The organism is Bradyrhizobium pachyrhizi (assembly GCF_001189245.1).
Lineage (GTDB): Bacteria > Pseudomonadota > Alphaproteobacteria > Rhizobiales > Xanthobacteraceae > Bradyrhizobium > Bradyrhizobium pachyrhizi.
The window spans coordinates 214,477-229,737 of sequence record NZ_LFIQ01000051.1 but is presented as its reverse complement, the minus strand read 5'-3'; the positions used below and the strand labels follow the sequence as shown (position 1 = coordinate 229,737).

Below are 15,261 nucleotides of genomic sequence, written 5' to 3'. Positions count from 1 at the left end.
GGATATTGCCATGAAACTCGATTCATCGGTCGCTGCCGTCGTCACCGGCGGCGCTTCCGGCCTGGGTGCTGCCACCTCGCGCGCGCTGGCTGCGCAAGGCGTGAAAGTCGCGATCTTCGACTTCAACGAAGAGAAAGGTGAGGCCATCGCCAAGGAAATCGGCGGTGTGTTCTGCAAGGTCGATGTCACCTCGGACGAGCAGGTCGATGCGGGCTTCGCCAAGGCCCGCGCTGCGCATGGCCAGGAGCGCATCCTGGTGAACTGCGCCGGCACCGGCAACGCGGTGAAGACCGCCGGCCGCGACAAGAAGACCGGCGAGCCCACCCACTTCCCGATCGACGCCTTCAACCGCATCATCCAGATCAACCTCGTCGGCACCTTCCGTTGCATCGCCAAGTCGGCGCAGGGCATGCTGTCGCTGGCTCCGCTGGAGCACGGCGAGCGCGGTGCGGTCGTCAACACAGCGTCGGTCGCGGCCGAGGATGGCCAGATGGGGCAGGCGGCTTATTCTGCCTCGAAGGCCGGCGTGGTCGGCATGACCCTGCCGATCGCGCGCGACCTGATGGCCGAAGGCATCCGCGTTAACACCATCCTGCCGGGCATCTTCAACACCCCGCTGCTGCAGGGCGCCCCGGAGAACGTCAAGGCCGCGCTCAGCGCGTCGGTGCCGTTCCCGAAGCGTCTCGGCATGCCCGAGGAATATGCGCATTTGGCGCTGACCATGATCACCAATGGCTACTTCAACGGTGAAGACGTCCGTCTCGACGGCGCCATCCGCATGGCCCCGCGCTAGGCAATTGCGCACGGCAACAGGAGACCAACGATGTCCGAAGAAACCCCGGTCCTCACTGAAGTCCGCGGACCGATACTGATCATCACCCTGAACCGGCCGGAAGCGAAGAACGCGGCCAACCTCGCCCTCTCCAAGGGTGTGGCCGCGGCGATCGACCGGCTTGACGCCGACGATTCCCTGAGCGTCGGCATCATCACCGGCGCCGGCGGCACATTCTGCTCGGGCATGGACCTCAAGGGGTTCCTGAAAGGCGAGCGGCCGTCGATCCCCGGCCGCGGCTTCGCCGGCCTTAGCGAGGCGCCACCGAAGAAGCCGCTGATCGCGGCCGTCGACGGCTACGCGCTCGCCGGCGGGATGGAGATCGCGCTGTCGTGCGACATGATCGTCGCCAACCGCAACGCCAAGTTCGGCATCCCCGAGGTGAAGCGCGGGCTGGCGGCCGCGGCCGGCGGGCTGATCCGCATGCCGCGCCAGATGCCGTTCCGTGTGGCGATGGAGTTCGCATTGACGGGCGAGTTCTTCGGCGCCGAACGCGCCTATCAACTCGGCATCATCAATCGCGTGACCGATGGCCCGGCGCTCGACGCCGCGCTTGAGCTCGCGGCAGCGATCGGTGCCAACGGCCCGCTCGCCGTCAAGGCATCCAAGCAGGTGATCGTCGAATCACGGCTCTGGCCGGAAGATGAGATGTGGAAGAGGCAGCAGGAGATCGTCGGTCCTGTCTTCGTATCCGAGGATGCCCGCGAGGGCGCGGCTGCCTTTGCGGAAAAACGCGCGCCGAATTGGAAGGGCAAGTAGGGCATCGCCTGTTTCGATGACGGAGCGTCGGTTTTGATTGCAGCAGAACCGGCGCTCTAAACTTTTTACCGATGCTTCGCCGCGCGCCGGCGGGGTTCCATGAGAGCGCTATTGGGTGATTGATGCGCAGCTTTACCGAAGACCAGGTCATTTTCCGCGACTCCTACCGCAAGTTCCTCGCCAGCGAGATCACGCCTCACATGGAGGAGTGGCGGGAAGCCGGCATCGTCGACCGCAGCGCGTTCAAGAAGGCCGGTGACCTCGGCTTCCTGATGATCTGGCCCGAGGAAAAATACGGCGGAATGGGCGACGAGGATTTCCGCTATGAGCAGATCATCATCGAGGAGACCGCGCGCTCGGGCTGCAAGGGCTGGTTCAACACGCTGCACAGCCGCTTGGTCGGTTCTTACTTCAAACGCTTCGGCACCGAGGAGCAGCGCGACCGGTTCCTGCCCAAATGCGTCAGCGGCGAGACCATCCTGGCCATCGCGATGACCGAGCCCGGCGCGGGCTCGGACCTCGCCGGCATGCGGACGACGGCGGAAGACAAGGGCGATCATTTCCTGCTCAATGGCTCGAAGACCTATATTTCCAACGGCATCAATTCCGACGTGGTGATCGTCGCGGCCAAGCTCGCGGGCGCCGAGAAGAAGCATGCCATGGTGCTCCTGATCGTCGAGCGCGGCATGGAAGGTTTTGAGCGCGGCCGCAATCTCAAGAAGATGGGCATGCCGGCGCAGGACACTGCCGAACTCTTCTTCAACAATGTGAAGGTGCCCAAGGCCAATGTGCTGGGATAACCCGGCAGGGGCTTTTACTATCTCATGGAAGGCCTTGCCGAGGAGCGGCTGATCTCCGCGGTCGGATCGATCGCCAATGGCCGCAAGGCGTTCGACATCACGCGCACTTACGTGATGGACCGCAAATTGTTCGGCCGGCCGCTCGCCGAACAGCAGAACACCCAGTTCCGCATGGCGGAGATGGATGCCGAAATTGATCTCGTGCAGGTCTATGTCGATCACTGCGTGGCCGAGCACAATGCCGGACGCCTGACCAGCAACATGGGCGTCAAGGCCAAGATGATGTCGTCGGAGGTCGAGTGGAAGATGCTCGATCTTGGCGTCCAGTTGCGCGGCGGCGCAGGTTACATGGATGAATATCCGATCAGCCGCATGTTTACCGACGCGCGCGTCAATCGAATACTGGCAGGAAGCTCCGAGGTGATGCGGCTGATCATCGGCCGCGATGTCTTCTCGGAGCACTACAAGAGCATTCTGGACTAGCCGGTCATCACGACCGGCTATCTGCCTCCGCTCCGCATCAGCCGCGGGCCTGCCGCAGGGGCTCGCGCGCATGCTCTTTCGAGCGCAGCAATGCATCGACGAAGATCGGCTCCCAGGAGCGGATGTGCGTGCGGAGCAGGGCGGTCAGCGCCTCGGTCTCGCCGGCGAGCGCGAGCTCGATCAACCGGTAATGTTCGGGCACTGACGCTTGCTGCCGCTCGTGGCCCGCGCGGGAGCTGATGCCGTAGAGCCGCATCTTGTCGCGCAGGCCCATCACCGTGTCGGTCAGCAGGTCATTGCCGGCGGCCGCGATGAACTCGCGATGATAGTTGCGGTCGGCTTCCAGATAGAGCTGGACGTCGTCGGTCTCGACGGCCTTGGCGATCTGGTCGGCCCAGCCGCGCACGACTGCCAGATCCTTTGGCGGATTGGCGGCGACCAGCACGGCGGCGTGCAGCTCGAGCACTTCGCGCATGTCGAACAGGTTGCGCAACTCGGTCAGCGTCGGCTCGACCACCTTGAAGCCGCGGTTGCGCATCGGCTCGACCAGGCCGCCGCGGCTGAGCTCGAGCAGCGCCTCGCGCACTGGCGTCGAGGAGACGCCGAGGCTCGCCGCGAGACTCGGCACCGAATACATCGTGCCCGGAAGGCTTTGCCCGGAAATGATCTCGGCCCGCACCCGCTGCAGCACCTGTTCTCGCAAATTCTGGTCCATGGGTGGTCGTGGCCGCCTCTCGTTGGGAACTCCGATTCGTCCCTGATTATTACTTAGCCTTGACGCGGCTGGTAGCGTATGACGTAAATGTGTAACGCATTACAAAAATGCGTCACATTGGGCGATCGGAAAGTGAGACGGCGGTGAAACAGCGGCTACCCGGCTATTGCACGCTTTGTCGCTCGCGCTGCGGTGCCGTCACCGTGGTCGAGGACGGGCGTCTTGTCGGTGTGGAGGTATTGAATAACCACCCGACCGGCGGCGCGCTTTGCGCTAAGGGCAGAGCGGCGCCGGAAATCGTCGCCAGCCCGCGCCGGCTGACCGTTCCGCTCAAGCGGACCCGGCCGCGCGGTGCCGCCGATCCGGGTTGGATCGAGGTGTCGTGGGACGAGGCGTTGACCGAGATCGCCGCTCGGCTCGGTACGATCCGCGCCGAGAGCGGCGCCGAAGCGGTGGCGTTCGGCGTCACCACGCCGAGCGGCACGCCGATGGTCGACAGTTTCGAGTGGGTCGAGCGCTTCATCCGCGGCTTCGGCAGCCCGAACCTGATCTATGCGGTCGAGATCTGCGGCTGGCACAAGGACTATGCGCACGCGCTGACCTTCGGCCGCGGCATCGGCTTTCCCGATTACGACAATGCGGATGCGATTATCCTGTGGGGCCACAATCCGGCGCGCACCTGGCTCGCGCAGGCAACGCGGATCGCCGATGCGCGGCGTCGCGGCGCCAAGGTCGTGGTGGTCGATCCCAAGCCGAACGGCTCGGGGCAGCAGGCCGATCTGTGGCTGCGCATTCGCCCGGGCGCCGATGGCGCGCTCGCGATGGGGGCGATCCGTCACCTCATCGTAACCGGCAGCTTCGATGCGGATTTCGTCAGCGCGTGGACCAATGGATCGCTGCTGGTCGATCGTGCCACGGGACGCTTCCTGCGCGCCGACGCGTTGTGGCCGGATGGCGCGCCGGAGGCTTTCGTTCGTCTCGATGCGTCGGGCGCGCCCGTGCCTTGCGACACGCGTTACGCGCCGGAGAGCTGTGGCCAGCTGCGTGGCGCGCTGCAGGTCCGCACACGCGACGGCGGGCTGATAGTGGCGGCTACCGCGTTCGAACTGCTCGTCGAGCGAGCCGCGCCTTACACGCCGTCGCGCGTCGCGGAGCTGACTTGGCTTCCTGTCGAGGACGTCGACGCGTTCAACACGCTGCTCGCTCGCCGGCCGCGGCTCGCCTATCATTCCTGGACCGGCGTCGGCCAGCACACCAACGCGACCGCGATCGAGCGCACGATCGCAACCTTGTATGCGCTGACCGGCGCTTGCGATCGGCTCGGTGGCAATCGCTGGCCGGTGCCGCCGCCGACCCGTGCCCTCAACGACTACAACATCCTGTCGCCGGAGCAGCAGGCAAAGGCGCTGGGCATTGCTGAGCTGCCGCTCGGCCCGCCGGCCAAGGGCTGGATCACGGCGCGCGATTTCAGCCGCGCCGTGCTCGACGGCGAGCCCTACCGGGTGCGCGCGCTGGTCGCCTTCGGCACCAACTTCGTCGTCTCGCAGGGCCACTCCGAGCGCAACCGCGCCGCGCTGAACGCGCTGGAATTCCAGGTTCATATCGACATGTTCATGAACCCGACCGCGGAGAGCGCCGATTTCGTGCTGCCGGCCAGCACGCCGTGGGAGCGCGATGCGCTCAAGATCGGATTCGAGATCACGCAGGAAGCTGTCGAGACGGTGCAGTTTCGCCCGCGCATGGTCGAGCCGGTCGGTGAGGTGAAGGCCGATTACGAGATCGCCGCCGCGCTCGCGCTCAAGCTCGGGATGGACGACTTGTTCTTCGGCGGCGACATCACGGCCGGCTGGAACTACCAGCTGGCGCCGCTCGGCATCGGTGTCGAGGATCTGCGCGACTATCCGGAAGGCCGCCGCTTCCCGCAGATCTTCCGCGACGAAAAATACGCCGCGGCGCGCGAGGACCGAACGGTTGCCGGATTCGCGACGCCGACGCGCCGCGTCGAGCTTTATTCCGAGCTGATGCTGGGACACGGGTATGATCCCTTGCCCGACCACGTCGAGCCGGTCGGCAGCCCGCTCACGGTAGCGCCGGACGCACGCTTTCCGCTCGCGCTTTCCACCGCCAAGAGCGGCTGGTTCGTTCACTCCTCTTATCGGCACGTCGCCTCGTTGCGGCGCAAGTCGCCCGATCCGGCCGTCGAGATCAGTCTGCAGCTCGCCGCGCGGCGCGGCCTTGCGGAAGGCGACTGGGCCGTGGTGGAGACGCATGGCGGTGCCGTACGCCTGAAGGTGCGCCTCAATGCGGCGCTCGACGATCGGGTCGTCGTCGCCGAATTCGGCTGGTGGGAAGACTGTCCGCCGCTCGGCCGCGAGCGTTCCGCGACGGCAGGCATCCACACTCGCAACATCAATGCCGTGCTGCATGACGATGCGCGCGATCCGGTCAGCGGCTCCGTCCCGCTGCGCGCGATCGTCTGCGACATCAGGCGCGACGGCGTTGCCAGTCGCGGCCTGTGGAGCGGTCAGCGGCGGTTCACGGTCGGCGCGCGTCGCACCGAGGCAGCTAACGTCATCGCGCTCAACCTGCTGCCGCTTGACGGCGGTCCGCTGCCCGACTTCCTGCCGGGCCAGCACGTGATGGTCTCGCTGCCCGGCGCAACGGAGGCGCGGGCCTATTCGCTGACCGGATCGGGTGATCTGCCGCATGCACTGTCGATTGCGGTGAAGGGACGCTTCTTCAATGAGGCACCGAGCGGCGACGCGCCGTTCTTCATGCCGGATCGTCTGCATCGCCTGGCCCTCGGCGACGAGGTCATGCTGGAGCCGCCGGGCGGCATCTTCACGCCGCCATTGAAGGGGCCGCGGCCGCTGATCTTCCTCGCCGCCGGCATCGGCATCACGCCGTTCATCAGCCATCTTGAAACACTGCAACGGATCGCCCCACAAGATCGCGTTGGCGAAATCCTGCTGCTCCACGGCTGCCGCAGCAGCGCGGAGCATCCGTTTGCCGAGCGGCTTGGGGAGTTGGAAGCCGGCATTCCGGGGCTGAAGCGTGTGACGTTCTATTCCGCGCCGTTCGCGCAGGACCCGATTGACTCGCATTCGTTGCGCAAGGGAAGGGTTGATCTCGGACAGGTCAAACCGCTGTTGGCGCGCCGGCCGCTGGTCTACATCTGCGGCTCGCCGGACTTCGTCGCGGCGCAGATCGAGGCTGCGGTGGCGCTCGGTATGCCGCGCTTCGACATTTTTGCCGAGAGCTTCGTGTCGCCGCCGTCGGTGCCGAGCGATCTTGCGCCGCGGACCGTCCGGCTTGCGGGCAGCAGGCAGAGTTTTTCCTGGCGGCCGGAGCAGGGGACGCTGCTTGATGCGGCCGGTGCGGCGGGCGTCGCGCTGCCGAGCGGCTGCCGTGTCGGGCAATGCGAAAGCTGCGCGGTTCAGGTCGTCGACGGCGAGTTCACCCATCTCGGCCCTGTCGATGGCAGCGAGGGACAGTGCCTCGCTTGCCAGGCCGTGCCGCTGACCGATCTCACGCTCGCGCTTTGATGACCAAACACAATTGAAGGCAGTAACCGCGTTACCGGAAGGGGATCAGATTGATGACGAATGCAACGCACGATCAAGCCGTGAGCTTACGAAAACCTGTCGCGGACAACATCATCGCGCGGTTTTCGCAAGCCCTGGTGGCGTTTGCGGAGCGCTGGTTTCCGGATGCCTACGTCTTCGTCCTGATCGCGGTGATTGCGGTCGCAATCGGCGCGATCCTGCATGGCGGTTCGCCGCTTGCAGTCAGCCGCGCCTTTGGTGACGGGTTCTGGAACCTGATTCCCTTCACGATGCAGATGGCGCTGGTCGCGATCGGCGGCTATGTCGTGGCGATGTCGCCGCCGGTGGCGGCCGTGCTGGCGCGGCTCGCCAGCGTGCCGAAGACCGGGCGCGGCGCCGTGGTTTTTGTCGGCGTGCTCAGCATCTTCCTGTCGCTGCTGAACTGGGGCCTGAGCCTGATCTTCTCGGGTCTTCTGGTGCGGGAGATCGCACGGCGAACCGACATCAGGCTCGACTACCGGGCGGCCGGCGCCGCAGGCTATCTCGGGCTCGGCTGCGGCTTCACGCTCGGTATCACCTCCTCGGCCGCGCAGCTGCAGGCCAATGCCGGCAGCATTCCGGCATCCCTCCTGCCGATCACCGGCGTGATCGGTTTCTCGGAAACCATCCTGACCTGGCAGAATATGGTCACCGTCGTGATGGTGACCGTGGTCTCTGCTGCGATCTGCTATTTCACGACGCCTGCGCCCGAGAAGGCCAGGACGGCGGAAGACCTCGGCGTTGCGCTCGGCGATGATCGCATCGAGGCCAGGAAGCCGGCGCGTCCGGGCGACTGGCTGGAGTTCAGCCCGCTGTTGACGATCCTGATCGCGCTCCTTGCCGCCGGCTGGTTGTGGCAGACGTTCCAGTCGGGCAATCCGTTGATCACGCTGTCGGGCCTCAACACCTATAATTTCGTCTTCCTCATCCTCGGCATCGTGCTGCACTGGCGTCCGCGCAGCCTCGTCGAGTCGTTCTCAAAGGCGATGCCGAGTGTCTCCGGCGTGCTGTTGCAGTTTCCGTTCTACGCCGGCATTGCGCAGATTCTGACCAAGGTCCCAAACGGCAGCGGCACCACGCTGTCGGACACGATCGCACACTGGTTCGTCGGTGCCTCCAGCAATTCCACCGTGTTCTCGTTCTTGGTCGGAATCTATTCGGCGCTACTCGGCTTCTTCGTGCCGTCGGCCGGCGGAAAGTGGATCATCGAGGCGCCCTACATCATGAAGGCGGCCAACGACATCGGCGCGCATCTCGGTTGGACGGTGATGGTCTACAACATCGCCGAGACGCTGCCGAACTTCATCAACCCGTTCTGGATGTTGCCGCTGCTCGGCATCCTCGGCCTGAAGTCGAAGGATCTGATCGGCTACACCTCGGTGCAGTTCTTCATCCATTTCCCGATCGTGATGCTGCTGGCCGCGATCCTGATGGCGACCTTCGCCTATCACCCGCCGATCCTGCCCTGAGCGACCATGGCCGGGCATCGGGATGCACGGTGCCCGGCCAATTCAGCGCTCCACGACCGTCACCACCAAAACTGTGCTGTTTTCTCGCTGGCCGCGAATGAGGCGTCGCGCCGGGCTCTTATCTTTGGTCAGCCATTTCATTGACCGCCGCGCGGTTCGGCCGGATATTGATGCGCGATATCCGTGTTGTCCAAGGTCACCGCAATGAGACACGACCACTGCAGCTTGATGTGCGACATGCGAAGCCGCATGCAGCATCGCTGCGTCTCGGCGGCGACCGGCGTCTGTTGTTGATCGCTTCAGTAAATCAAAGCACCCGACAATCAGATAGGAGCGCCGTAGTCCGGCGATCGAACACGCATGTCCCAAGCCCAAACCTCTCAAGCCTATGTCATCGAAGTATCGGATCGCACTGCCGGTATCGTCGTCAGCGACAACCGCGGCTTCTGCTTCTTCTCCTCTGACCGCGCCTTTGACGGCCTCGACGGTGGCTATTTCGGCTCCGCGCGCGCCGCGGAGCGCGCGGTGAGGGCGCACTTGCAGCGGCACCGCGAGGTCCGGGGCCGTGCGACGCGCGGTTGAGGCCGTTGCTCAGGAGGCCGCGGCGAGCGGCGGCGAGACCACCTGTGGCGCCTCGGGCGGCTGCGTGGCAGTCGTCGAGAGCTGGAAGCGGATGCCGTGCAACGAGCAGGTCAGCGGGATGCCGCGGAAATCGTCATGGAAGGCGCGGATCCGGCGCGCCAGTTCGCCGGCGCTGATGCCGGCGGGAAGCTCGCACATCTCGCGGTACATCTGTCGGGTGCTCTTGATTCCGCACCAGGCGATCTCCAATTCCGCCAGCGGCGTGGGATCGCAGGCGAGATCGCGCGACATCCGCCAGAACAGATGGGCAAGCCGCACATAGGCGATCTGTTCGAGCCCGCGCACGCTGATCTTGTCGGGAATGATGAAGGACTCGACCCCGACGATCGGGCCGGAATCGACGCGCGCGGCCATCACATGGGCCGTCGCGCCGAAGGTGCGGGCACCGTCATAGAGCGCGAAATGCGCCGGGGCCCAGCCGGGATATTGCGGCGGGCCGGGGTGGAAATTGTAGGCGCCATGGCCGAGCGTCGCCAGAATGTGCTCCGGCACGATGACGCTGGTGGTGAAGGCCAGCAGCCGGGCCTCGCGCAAGACCTCCGGCTCGATCGCCGCGAGCTCCTCGGCGGTCACCGCGCAGCGGAAGGACAGCGCCGGATTGTGCGCCTTCAACAGTTCGGTGAGCGCGAACTGCTGATTGGCGACGCCGGTAAGAAGGATGATTGTCTTCATGATGTCGATGTCCTTCCCTGGCTCTGTCTTCCCGGCGTCATCAGCCGTGCTGCCCGGCCATCACGACGACGCTGCCGGCATCGCGGGATTGGCCCACGGTGCGGAACAGGTCGGCCGGCAGCGTCTGCCACGGCGCGATCTCGATGATGCGGTTGTTCGCGCTTTTCGCGGCCGATTTCGCCGCGCGGATATCGTCCTGCCAGGGGCAGAGTGCGAGCTCGAGCCGGCCGAACCCGCCGCAATCGGCTGCGAACGCGCCGGTGACCGCCTCGATGCTGGCAGCCATTTCGCGTGCGTCGCTGGTCGCGATATCGCGCATGATCACGGTGATCGCATCATGCGAGGCCGCCTGCGACCGGATCACGATCATGGCGTCACGGCCGCTGCTGCGGCTGGCGCGCCGCGCGGCCCGCATCGCGACGCCGAATTCGGCGTCCGGTCCAAGATCGCTGCTGTCGGTGGGCAGGTTGTGAACGACTGTGGTGTGGCGGGGCGTGCCGGCGTCTTCGGCCGGAGCGTGGTATGAGCGCGGCAGCCAGACGGTGTCGAGCGCCATCTGCGACGATGTCAGGCTCCAGGCCTGGTCGAGCAAATAGCCTTCCCAGACCGCGGGATAGGCGCTCGCGATGTGATGCCAGTTGCGCAGCACCGCTTCGGCGGCGGGCGAACGGCCGAGATAGAGGGTGCGCGCCGACATTTCCCACCGGTTCCATTTGTGGAGCGCGATGTCGCAATCAAGGTATGACGGCAGCACTGGCGGCTCGCTGAGGACTGCGTCGGCCTCGATGAAGAGCAGCGGCTCGCGATGCTGTTGCCACATCCGCAGCATGAAGCCGGATTTCTCGGCTGCGCGCATCTGCGCGCCGTCTGCGGTGTCGATCGGTGCGATATCGCAGGCGATCCGGAATTCGGCCAACTTGTCGCGGAGGGCGCGGGCATGATCGTCGCCGCAAGCGTGAGGGTAGCAGGAGACCACGCGCAGCGATGCCCCGGACCTCGAGCCTTGCTCGGGCGCGATCGGGCGCCAATTGAGGCCGCCCCACCACATCTCATGCGGGCCATCGAAGCTCGGCCCGATCGTTCCGAAGTCGGTCAGCTTGGATTTCAGGAAGTCGAAGGCGGGATTCTCGCCGAAGGGGACGACGACCGCGCAGTCGGCGCGAAGCGACCGGTAAAGCATCTCGGCGGCGGGGCCGCTCGGCGGCTCGACGAGAATGATGACGCCATGGCCCCTCGCGGGCACCGAGCCGGCCTGATGGACGACCGCGGGTCCGAGCCGCTCCGACAGCCATGCGAGCCGCCGGCGCTGCGCCGCGCTCATCCGGATGCCGTTCGCCGCCAGCAATTGGTCGAAGTTCGTCTGCAAGCCGTTCGCTTGCGCCGTGTCAGCCGAAATCATGCCCGCACTTCCCCTCGTTAACCTTCTACGTGCGGGGCGGCCAGATCAGGCGGACAAATCAGCTGTCGTTGCTCGTTGCCGACATCCCTTTGGCGTTGCGCCAGGTCAGCGTGGCCGAGGGGGCGCCGTTGCCGTCGCGGTCCGCGACCGCAAGGATGCGGTCATGGTCGAAGGCTGTCAGCGCGACCGTGTAGATGGCGACGTCGTCTTCGAAGCCGTCGACAGGGATGAGCAGCATGCCGTCGTCACTGCTAGCGCGGAAGTGACGGCCGCGCCGTTCGAGGCCGGCGTCGATGAGCCGTCCCTCGGCGATCGCTGTCACGTTCGAACCCTCGGCGGCTTTCGCGGCGCTCTCGCCGTATTGGACCGTGATGCCGTGGAGCATCCCGTCGCGGGTGAGCTTGGCCAGCGGCAGTGCGATGGTCGCGATTGCCATCCGGCGCGACAGCGGGATCCGCAGGCGAAGGTCGCCGAGCCCGGTATGATAGACGCTGATCGCCTCCAGCGACGCCCGGCCGTTTCGATCGAACAGACCGACCTGCAGCGTCCCGCACAGCGCTTCGCCGAACACATTCGCGGGCAGGCGATTGGCGCCGAACAGCGTGTAGAGATAGGCGTGCGACGGCGACAGGGCGGCAAAGCTGCCCGCCAGCCACATCGGGGGCGCCGGAGCCGTGCAGGCGGTCATGAGGCCGCGGGCGATGATGCTATGATTGACGAAGTCGGCATCGAGCAATGGCGCCAGCGCCTGGGTGCCGAGATTGACGTCATGCTTGATGCCGCCGAGCAGCGCGAGCTCATCATCGTCCGGCAACAGCAGGAGGCGTCCGAGCACGGCGGCCGTCCAGCGCGCCGCGACCGCGAGGTCGGCATCGGGCTGCAATCCGTAGCGTGGTGCCAGCTCGCGGGCGCGCGAAACATAGGCCAGCGTCCCGGATTGCACCTCGGTCGCCAGCGCCAGCTGGGCGGCCGGGCGCTGATCGCCCTCGCGCAACACGTCGCCGTCGCGATAATCCCGCGCCGATCCTTCCGTAGAACAGCACAGCTGCTCCAGCAAAGCGACGTTGCGGATCAGCATGCGCTTGACGTGCGGCGTGACGACGCGATCCGAGATCAGGCCCTCCGCGGTGTCGTCATCGGCGATGTCGTCGAAGGCATCGTCAAGCGTCAGCAGATAGGCGCCGTGCAGGCGGATGCGGATGCCCTCGCGATCGAAAATTCGCCGCAGCGATTTCTGCACGCTTGCGGAATAGCCGAGGTCGGCCAGGATCAGATCGGTGCAGCCGTCGAAATCCCGGATATGCGCGCGAAGATAGGTCAGCAAACGGCCACGGACGCCGGCAGCGATATCGGTGATTTCGCGCGGCTCCATCAAATCGGGCAGGGCGTCGGCGAGTTCGCGGCCGCTCGCAATGCCGTCGGGAGACTGCGCGAAGAACTTCATCACGGCGGGCGGCCGCACCTTGACGATGTCGACAAAGGTCGCCGCGTCGATCCTGACGACCCGGCGTAGCAGTTCACACAGTGGTTCGAGCGTATCGGCGGACCCGACCAGGCTGACGCGACGATTGATCTCGATATAGGCGCCGGTCTCGCCGTGGTTTGCCTGCCAGACCCGATACGGCAGCAGGCCGTCGCGGCCGAGGAATCCGACCGCAACGCGCGCGCCCTCGCGAGCAAGCGCGGTGCGCCGCGCGGCAATGAATGCATCGAACGCCGCCATCACGGGGCCGAGCACGGTCACGCCGAGATCGAAAACGGGAGAATGCTCCTCGCTCTTCGCCGTCACCGCACGCCGCAGCGTGCGGGCGCCGCAATCGAGCCGCGACAGCTGATTGGGGCACAGCAATTCGAAGATCGATGTCTCGCGTTGAAACTTGGAGGCCAATGCCGCGCCGGCCTGCGGGTAGTAGCGCGGACGGATGCCGTGACGGCGCGCGCCCTTGATATCGGCGGCGTGGTTGTCGCCGACATGGAACGAGCTTGCCGCATCGATGCCTTGCTCGGCGAGATAGGCCTTAAACAACGCCTCGCTCTTGCTGCTGCCGTGATCGCAGGACGCATAGAGGAAATCCCAGCTCAGCCCGGGACTGCAGCAACGCAGCAGCTGCGCGAGCTGGTCGGTGCTCCAGTAGGTGTCGGAAATGAAGCCGACGCGAAAGCCGCCGCGCTTCATGTCCAGATATTGCTCGAGCATTTCGGGATTGGCGCGGCACAGTTCGAGTTCGGTCTCGAACTCGAGCTGTGCAAGATCCTGCAACGTATCGCGGCTCAGGCCGAACAGCCTGAACGGAAAGTAGTTGTAGATGTCGGCGATGCGCACTTCAGTTGAGCCGCACCGCTCCTGCGATACTTTGCGCGCCCGCGCTTCCGCCTGGATTCGATGCTGAACGAAACTGGCGGACATGTTCGGAAATTTTCCAGCAATGCAGGAACGCTGAAAAACCCTTTCAAATACGCCATCCGGCGTCGTGCAGGCGCGCAGCAGAAATGTATCGAAAACATCGAATGAACATGCAGAAACATTCTGCGCTCGACGCGTCGCGTCGACCGTCATGATCGTCATGCGCAAAATTCCCGCCAGTCCTCAAGCGTTGAACGCGCGCGTGAGACAAATCAGGCGCGACAGTTCAAAAAAGTTGACGCGGGATTCGAAAACGCGCGCTTCGCGACTGACAGATTCAAAAAATCCGATAACGTCGAAACAGTGATTCGGAAAAAATTGCCTAGTCGCAATCGTCGAATGCAAGATGGCGACCAACGGCGATGAATCACTCGCATGCTCCGCGCATGCAGGTGTTCGCGTGGCGTTAGTTGGTGTGACAACAGCGTTTTCCGACGCGACGATCTCTTCCGCGGAAATGCGAGGCGATGCTGAACGACTGCTCCAAACTCCGTCGAACTTTTCCCTGCGCCTCCGCGCAGCGGCAGCTTTTGCCGGGCGGTCGGCAAAAAACATCCAGCTAAGCATTTGAAAAATAACGAAAAAAGTTCGCCTGGTTTGCGGGCCCCCTCCGTTCAACGCTCAGAAGCCGCATGGAATGTGTGCCAGCGGCGTTGGTTGGAGAGCGGCGGATGAGTTACGCGCTTGATATGAGGGCACCGGCCGAAGTGGAGGCCACGCCAGCCGCGGTTGCGCCGGCCGAAGCGGCTGCTCCCTGGAGCAACGTCCCCACCGTTGCCGATGCGGGCCCGCTCGACACCGTGGAGATCCACGACGAAGACAAGGAGTTGCTCGACCGCCTCGCCGCCGGCGACGAGACGGCGTTTCGTGCTCTGGTCGAACGTCACGTCGATCGCGCCTACGCGATCGCGCTGCGCATCGTCGGCAACGCCGCCGATGCCGAAGACGTCGTGCAGGACACGATGCTGAAGGTGTGGACGCATCGCGGCCGCTGGCAGCATGGCCGCGCCAAGTTCTCGACCTGGCTCTATCGCGTCGTCAGCAACCGCTGCATCGATCTGCGCCGCAAGCCGCGCACCGAGAATGTCGATGTCGTGCCCGAGGTCGCCGACACCCAGCTCGATGCCTCCGCCGTGATCGAGCGCAACGAGATCGGCAATCTGCTGGAGGTCGCGATGCAGCGGCTGCCCGAGCAGCAGCGCGTCGCGGTGATCCTCTCCTATCATGAGAACATGAGCAACGGCGAGATCGCCGAGGTCATGGACACGACCGTGGCCGCGGTGGAGTCGCTGTTGAAGCGAGGACGGCAGCAGCTGCGCGAGATGCTGAAGCGGCACGAGCGCGACCTGCGCGGCGCGTTTACTGACTGCTAACCATAAATTCCGGCTTCTGAAGATTTTGCGCCTGACCACCGGCGGCCGACCCGTTTGATCGGGCGGACGGGGGCTGGATCCGCGTCACCTCTCTTCTTCACGATGCGGCATGCCATGCCCCATCAGCAC

At 65.1% G+C, this 15,261-nt stretch carries 12 protein-coding genes and 1 pseudogene; 9 read left to right on the top strand and 4 right to left on the bottom strand.

The window, feature by feature from the left end:
- The first annotated feature begins 10 nt into the window (after positions 1 to 10).
- From AKL29_RS09460 to AKL29_RS43845, 4 genes and pseudogenes are all read left to right on the top strand, one after another.
- On the top strand, positions 11 to 793 hold the full coding sequence (locus AKL29_RS09460; RefSeq protein ID WP_028336964.1) for an SDR family NAD(P)-dependent oxidoreductase: 783 nt from the start codon (positions 11 to 13) through the stop codon (positions 791 to 793).
- Positions 794 to 823: 30 nt separating this feature from the next.
- Complete coding sequence (locus AKL29_RS09455; RefSeq protein WP_050383941.1) at positions 824 to 1,591, top strand: crotonase/enoyl-CoA hydratase family protein; 768 nt, start codon at positions 824 to 826, stop codon at positions 1,589 to 1,591.
- A 122-nt stretch (positions 1,592 to 1,713) separates the two neighbouring features.
- Positions 1,714 to 2,391 (top strand): acyl-CoA dehydrogenase family protein, encoded by a 678-nt coding sequence (locus tag AKL29_RS43850; RefSeq protein ID WP_202814538.1) that lies wholly within the window; start codon positions 1,714 to 1,716, stop codon positions 2,389 to 2,391.
- Positions 2,392 to 2,406: 15 nt separating this feature from the next.
- Positions 2,407 to 2,874: pseudogene (locus AKL29_RS43845) on the top strand (acyl-CoA dehydrogenase family protein); the annotation flags it as partial.
- Between the two features lie 37 nt (positions 2,875 to 2,911).
- Here the strand turns inward: AKL29_RS43845 and AKL29_RS09445 are convergent.
- The gene (locus tag AKL29_RS09445; RefSeq protein ID WP_018272919.1) at positions 2,912 to 3,589 is read right to left on the bottom strand and encodes a GntR family transcriptional regulator; all 678 of its coding nucleotides are present in this window, start codon (positions 3,587 to 3,589) and stop codon (positions 2,912 to 2,914) included.
- Between the two features lie 143 nt (positions 3,590 to 3,732).
- Between AKL29_RS09445 and AKL29_RS09440 the strand changes: the two genes are divergently transcribed.
- From AKL29_RS09440 to AKL29_RS09430, 3 genes are all read left to right on the top strand, one after another.
- Positions 3,733 to 7,134: a molybdopterin-dependent oxidoreductase gene (locus AKL29_RS09440; RefSeq protein ID WP_082190522.1), complete on the top strand. Its 3,402-nt coding sequence runs from the start codon at positions 3,733 to 3,735 to the stop codon at positions 7,132 to 7,134.
- 53 nt (positions 7,135 to 7,187) lie between these two features.
- Positions 7,188 to 8,642, top strand: a complete 1,455-nt coding sequence (locus AKL29_RS09435; RefSeq protein ID WP_050383974.1) for a short-chain fatty acid transporter — start codon at positions 7,188 to 7,190, stop codon at positions 8,640 to 8,642.
- A gap of 360 nt (positions 8,643 to 9,002) precedes the next feature.
- Positions 9,003 to 9,224, top strand: a complete 222-nt coding sequence (locus tag AKL29_RS09430) for a hypothetical protein (RefSeq protein WP_028336959.1) — start codon at positions 9,003 to 9,005, stop codon at positions 9,222 to 9,224.
- 9 nt (positions 9,225 to 9,233) lie between these two features.
- Here the strand turns inward: AKL29_RS09430 and AKL29_RS09425 are convergent, their stop codons facing one another.
- The 3 genes from AKL29_RS09425 to AKL29_RS09415 are packed head-to-tail and all read right to left on the bottom strand — an operon-like array spanning position 9,234 to position 13,762.
- On the bottom strand, positions 9,234 to 9,959 hold the full coding sequence (locus AKL29_RS09425) for a formyltransferase family protein (protein WP_050383939.1): 726 nt from the start codon (positions 9,957 to 9,959) through the stop codon (positions 9,234 to 9,236).
- Positions 9,960 to 9,996: 37 nt separating this feature from the next.
- Entirely contained in the window at positions 9,997 to 11,355 is a 1,359-nt protein-coding gene (locus AKL29_RS09420; protein WP_050383938.1) for a hypothetical protein, read from the bottom strand.
- A 58-nt stretch (positions 11,356 to 11,413) separates the two neighbouring features.
- Positions 11,414 to 13,762: a hypothetical protein gene (locus tag AKL29_RS09415; RefSeq protein ID WP_347336976.1), complete on the bottom strand. Its 2,349-nt coding sequence runs from the start codon at positions 13,760 to 13,762 to the stop codon at positions 11,414 to 11,416.
- A 343-nt stretch (positions 13,763 to 14,105) separates the two neighbouring features.
- Here AKL29_RS09415 and AKL29_RS42735 point away from each other — a divergent pair, with 343 nt between their 5' ends.
- Positions 14,106 to 14,330: a hypothetical protein gene (locus AKL29_RS42735; protein ID WP_160321721.1), complete on the top strand. Its 225-nt coding sequence runs from the start codon at positions 14,106 to 14,108 to the stop codon at positions 14,328 to 14,330.
- 100 nt (positions 14,331 to 14,430) lie between these two features.
- Positions 14,431 to 15,132: an RNA polymerase sigma factor gene (locus AKL29_RS09410; RefSeq protein ID WP_028336955.1), complete on the top strand. Its 702-nt coding sequence runs from the start codon at positions 14,431 to 14,433 to the stop codon at positions 15,130 to 15,132.
- Positions 15,133 to 15,261 lie beyond the last annotated feature (129 nt).

Coding starts and splice junctions, on each gene's coding strand:
- AKL29_RS09460 (WP_028336964.1), top strand. CDS start 11: ATGAAACTCGATTCATCGGTCGCTGCCGTCGTCACCGGCGGCGCTTCC.
- AKL29_RS09455 (WP_050383941.1), top strand. CDS start 824: ATGTCCGAAGAAACCCCGGTCCTCACTGAAGTCCGCGGACCGATACTG.
- AKL29_RS43850 (WP_202814538.1), top strand. CDS start 1,714: ATGCGCAGCTTTACCGAAGACCAGGTCATTTTCCGCGACTCCTACCGC.
- AKL29_RS09445 (WP_018272919.1), bottom strand. CDS start 3,589: ATGGACCAGAATTTGCGAGAACAGGTGCTGCAGCGGGTGCGGGCCGAG.
- AKL29_RS09435 (WP_050383974.1), top strand. CDS start 7,188: ATGACGAATGCAACGCACGATCAAGCCGTGAGCTTACGAAAACCTGTC.
- AKL29_RS09430 (WP_028336959.1), top strand. CDS start 9,003: ATGTCCCAAGCCCAAACCTCTCAAGCCTATGTCATCGAAGTATCGGAT.
- AKL29_RS09420 (WP_050383938.1), bottom strand. CDS start 11,355: ATGATTTCGGCTGACACGGCGCAAGCGAACGGCTTGCAGACGAACTTC.
- AKL29_RS09415 (WP_347336976.1), bottom strand. CDS start 13,762: ATGTCCGCCAGTTTCGTTCAGCATCGAATCCAGGCGGAAGCGCGGGCG.
- AKL29_RS42735 (WP_160321721.1), top strand. CDS start 14,106: ATGGCGACCAACGGCGATGAATCACTCGCATGCTCCGCGCATGCAGGT.
- AKL29_RS09410 (WP_028336955.1), top strand. CDS start 14,431: ATGAGTTACGCGCTTGATATGAGGGCACCGGCCGAAGTGGAGGCCACG.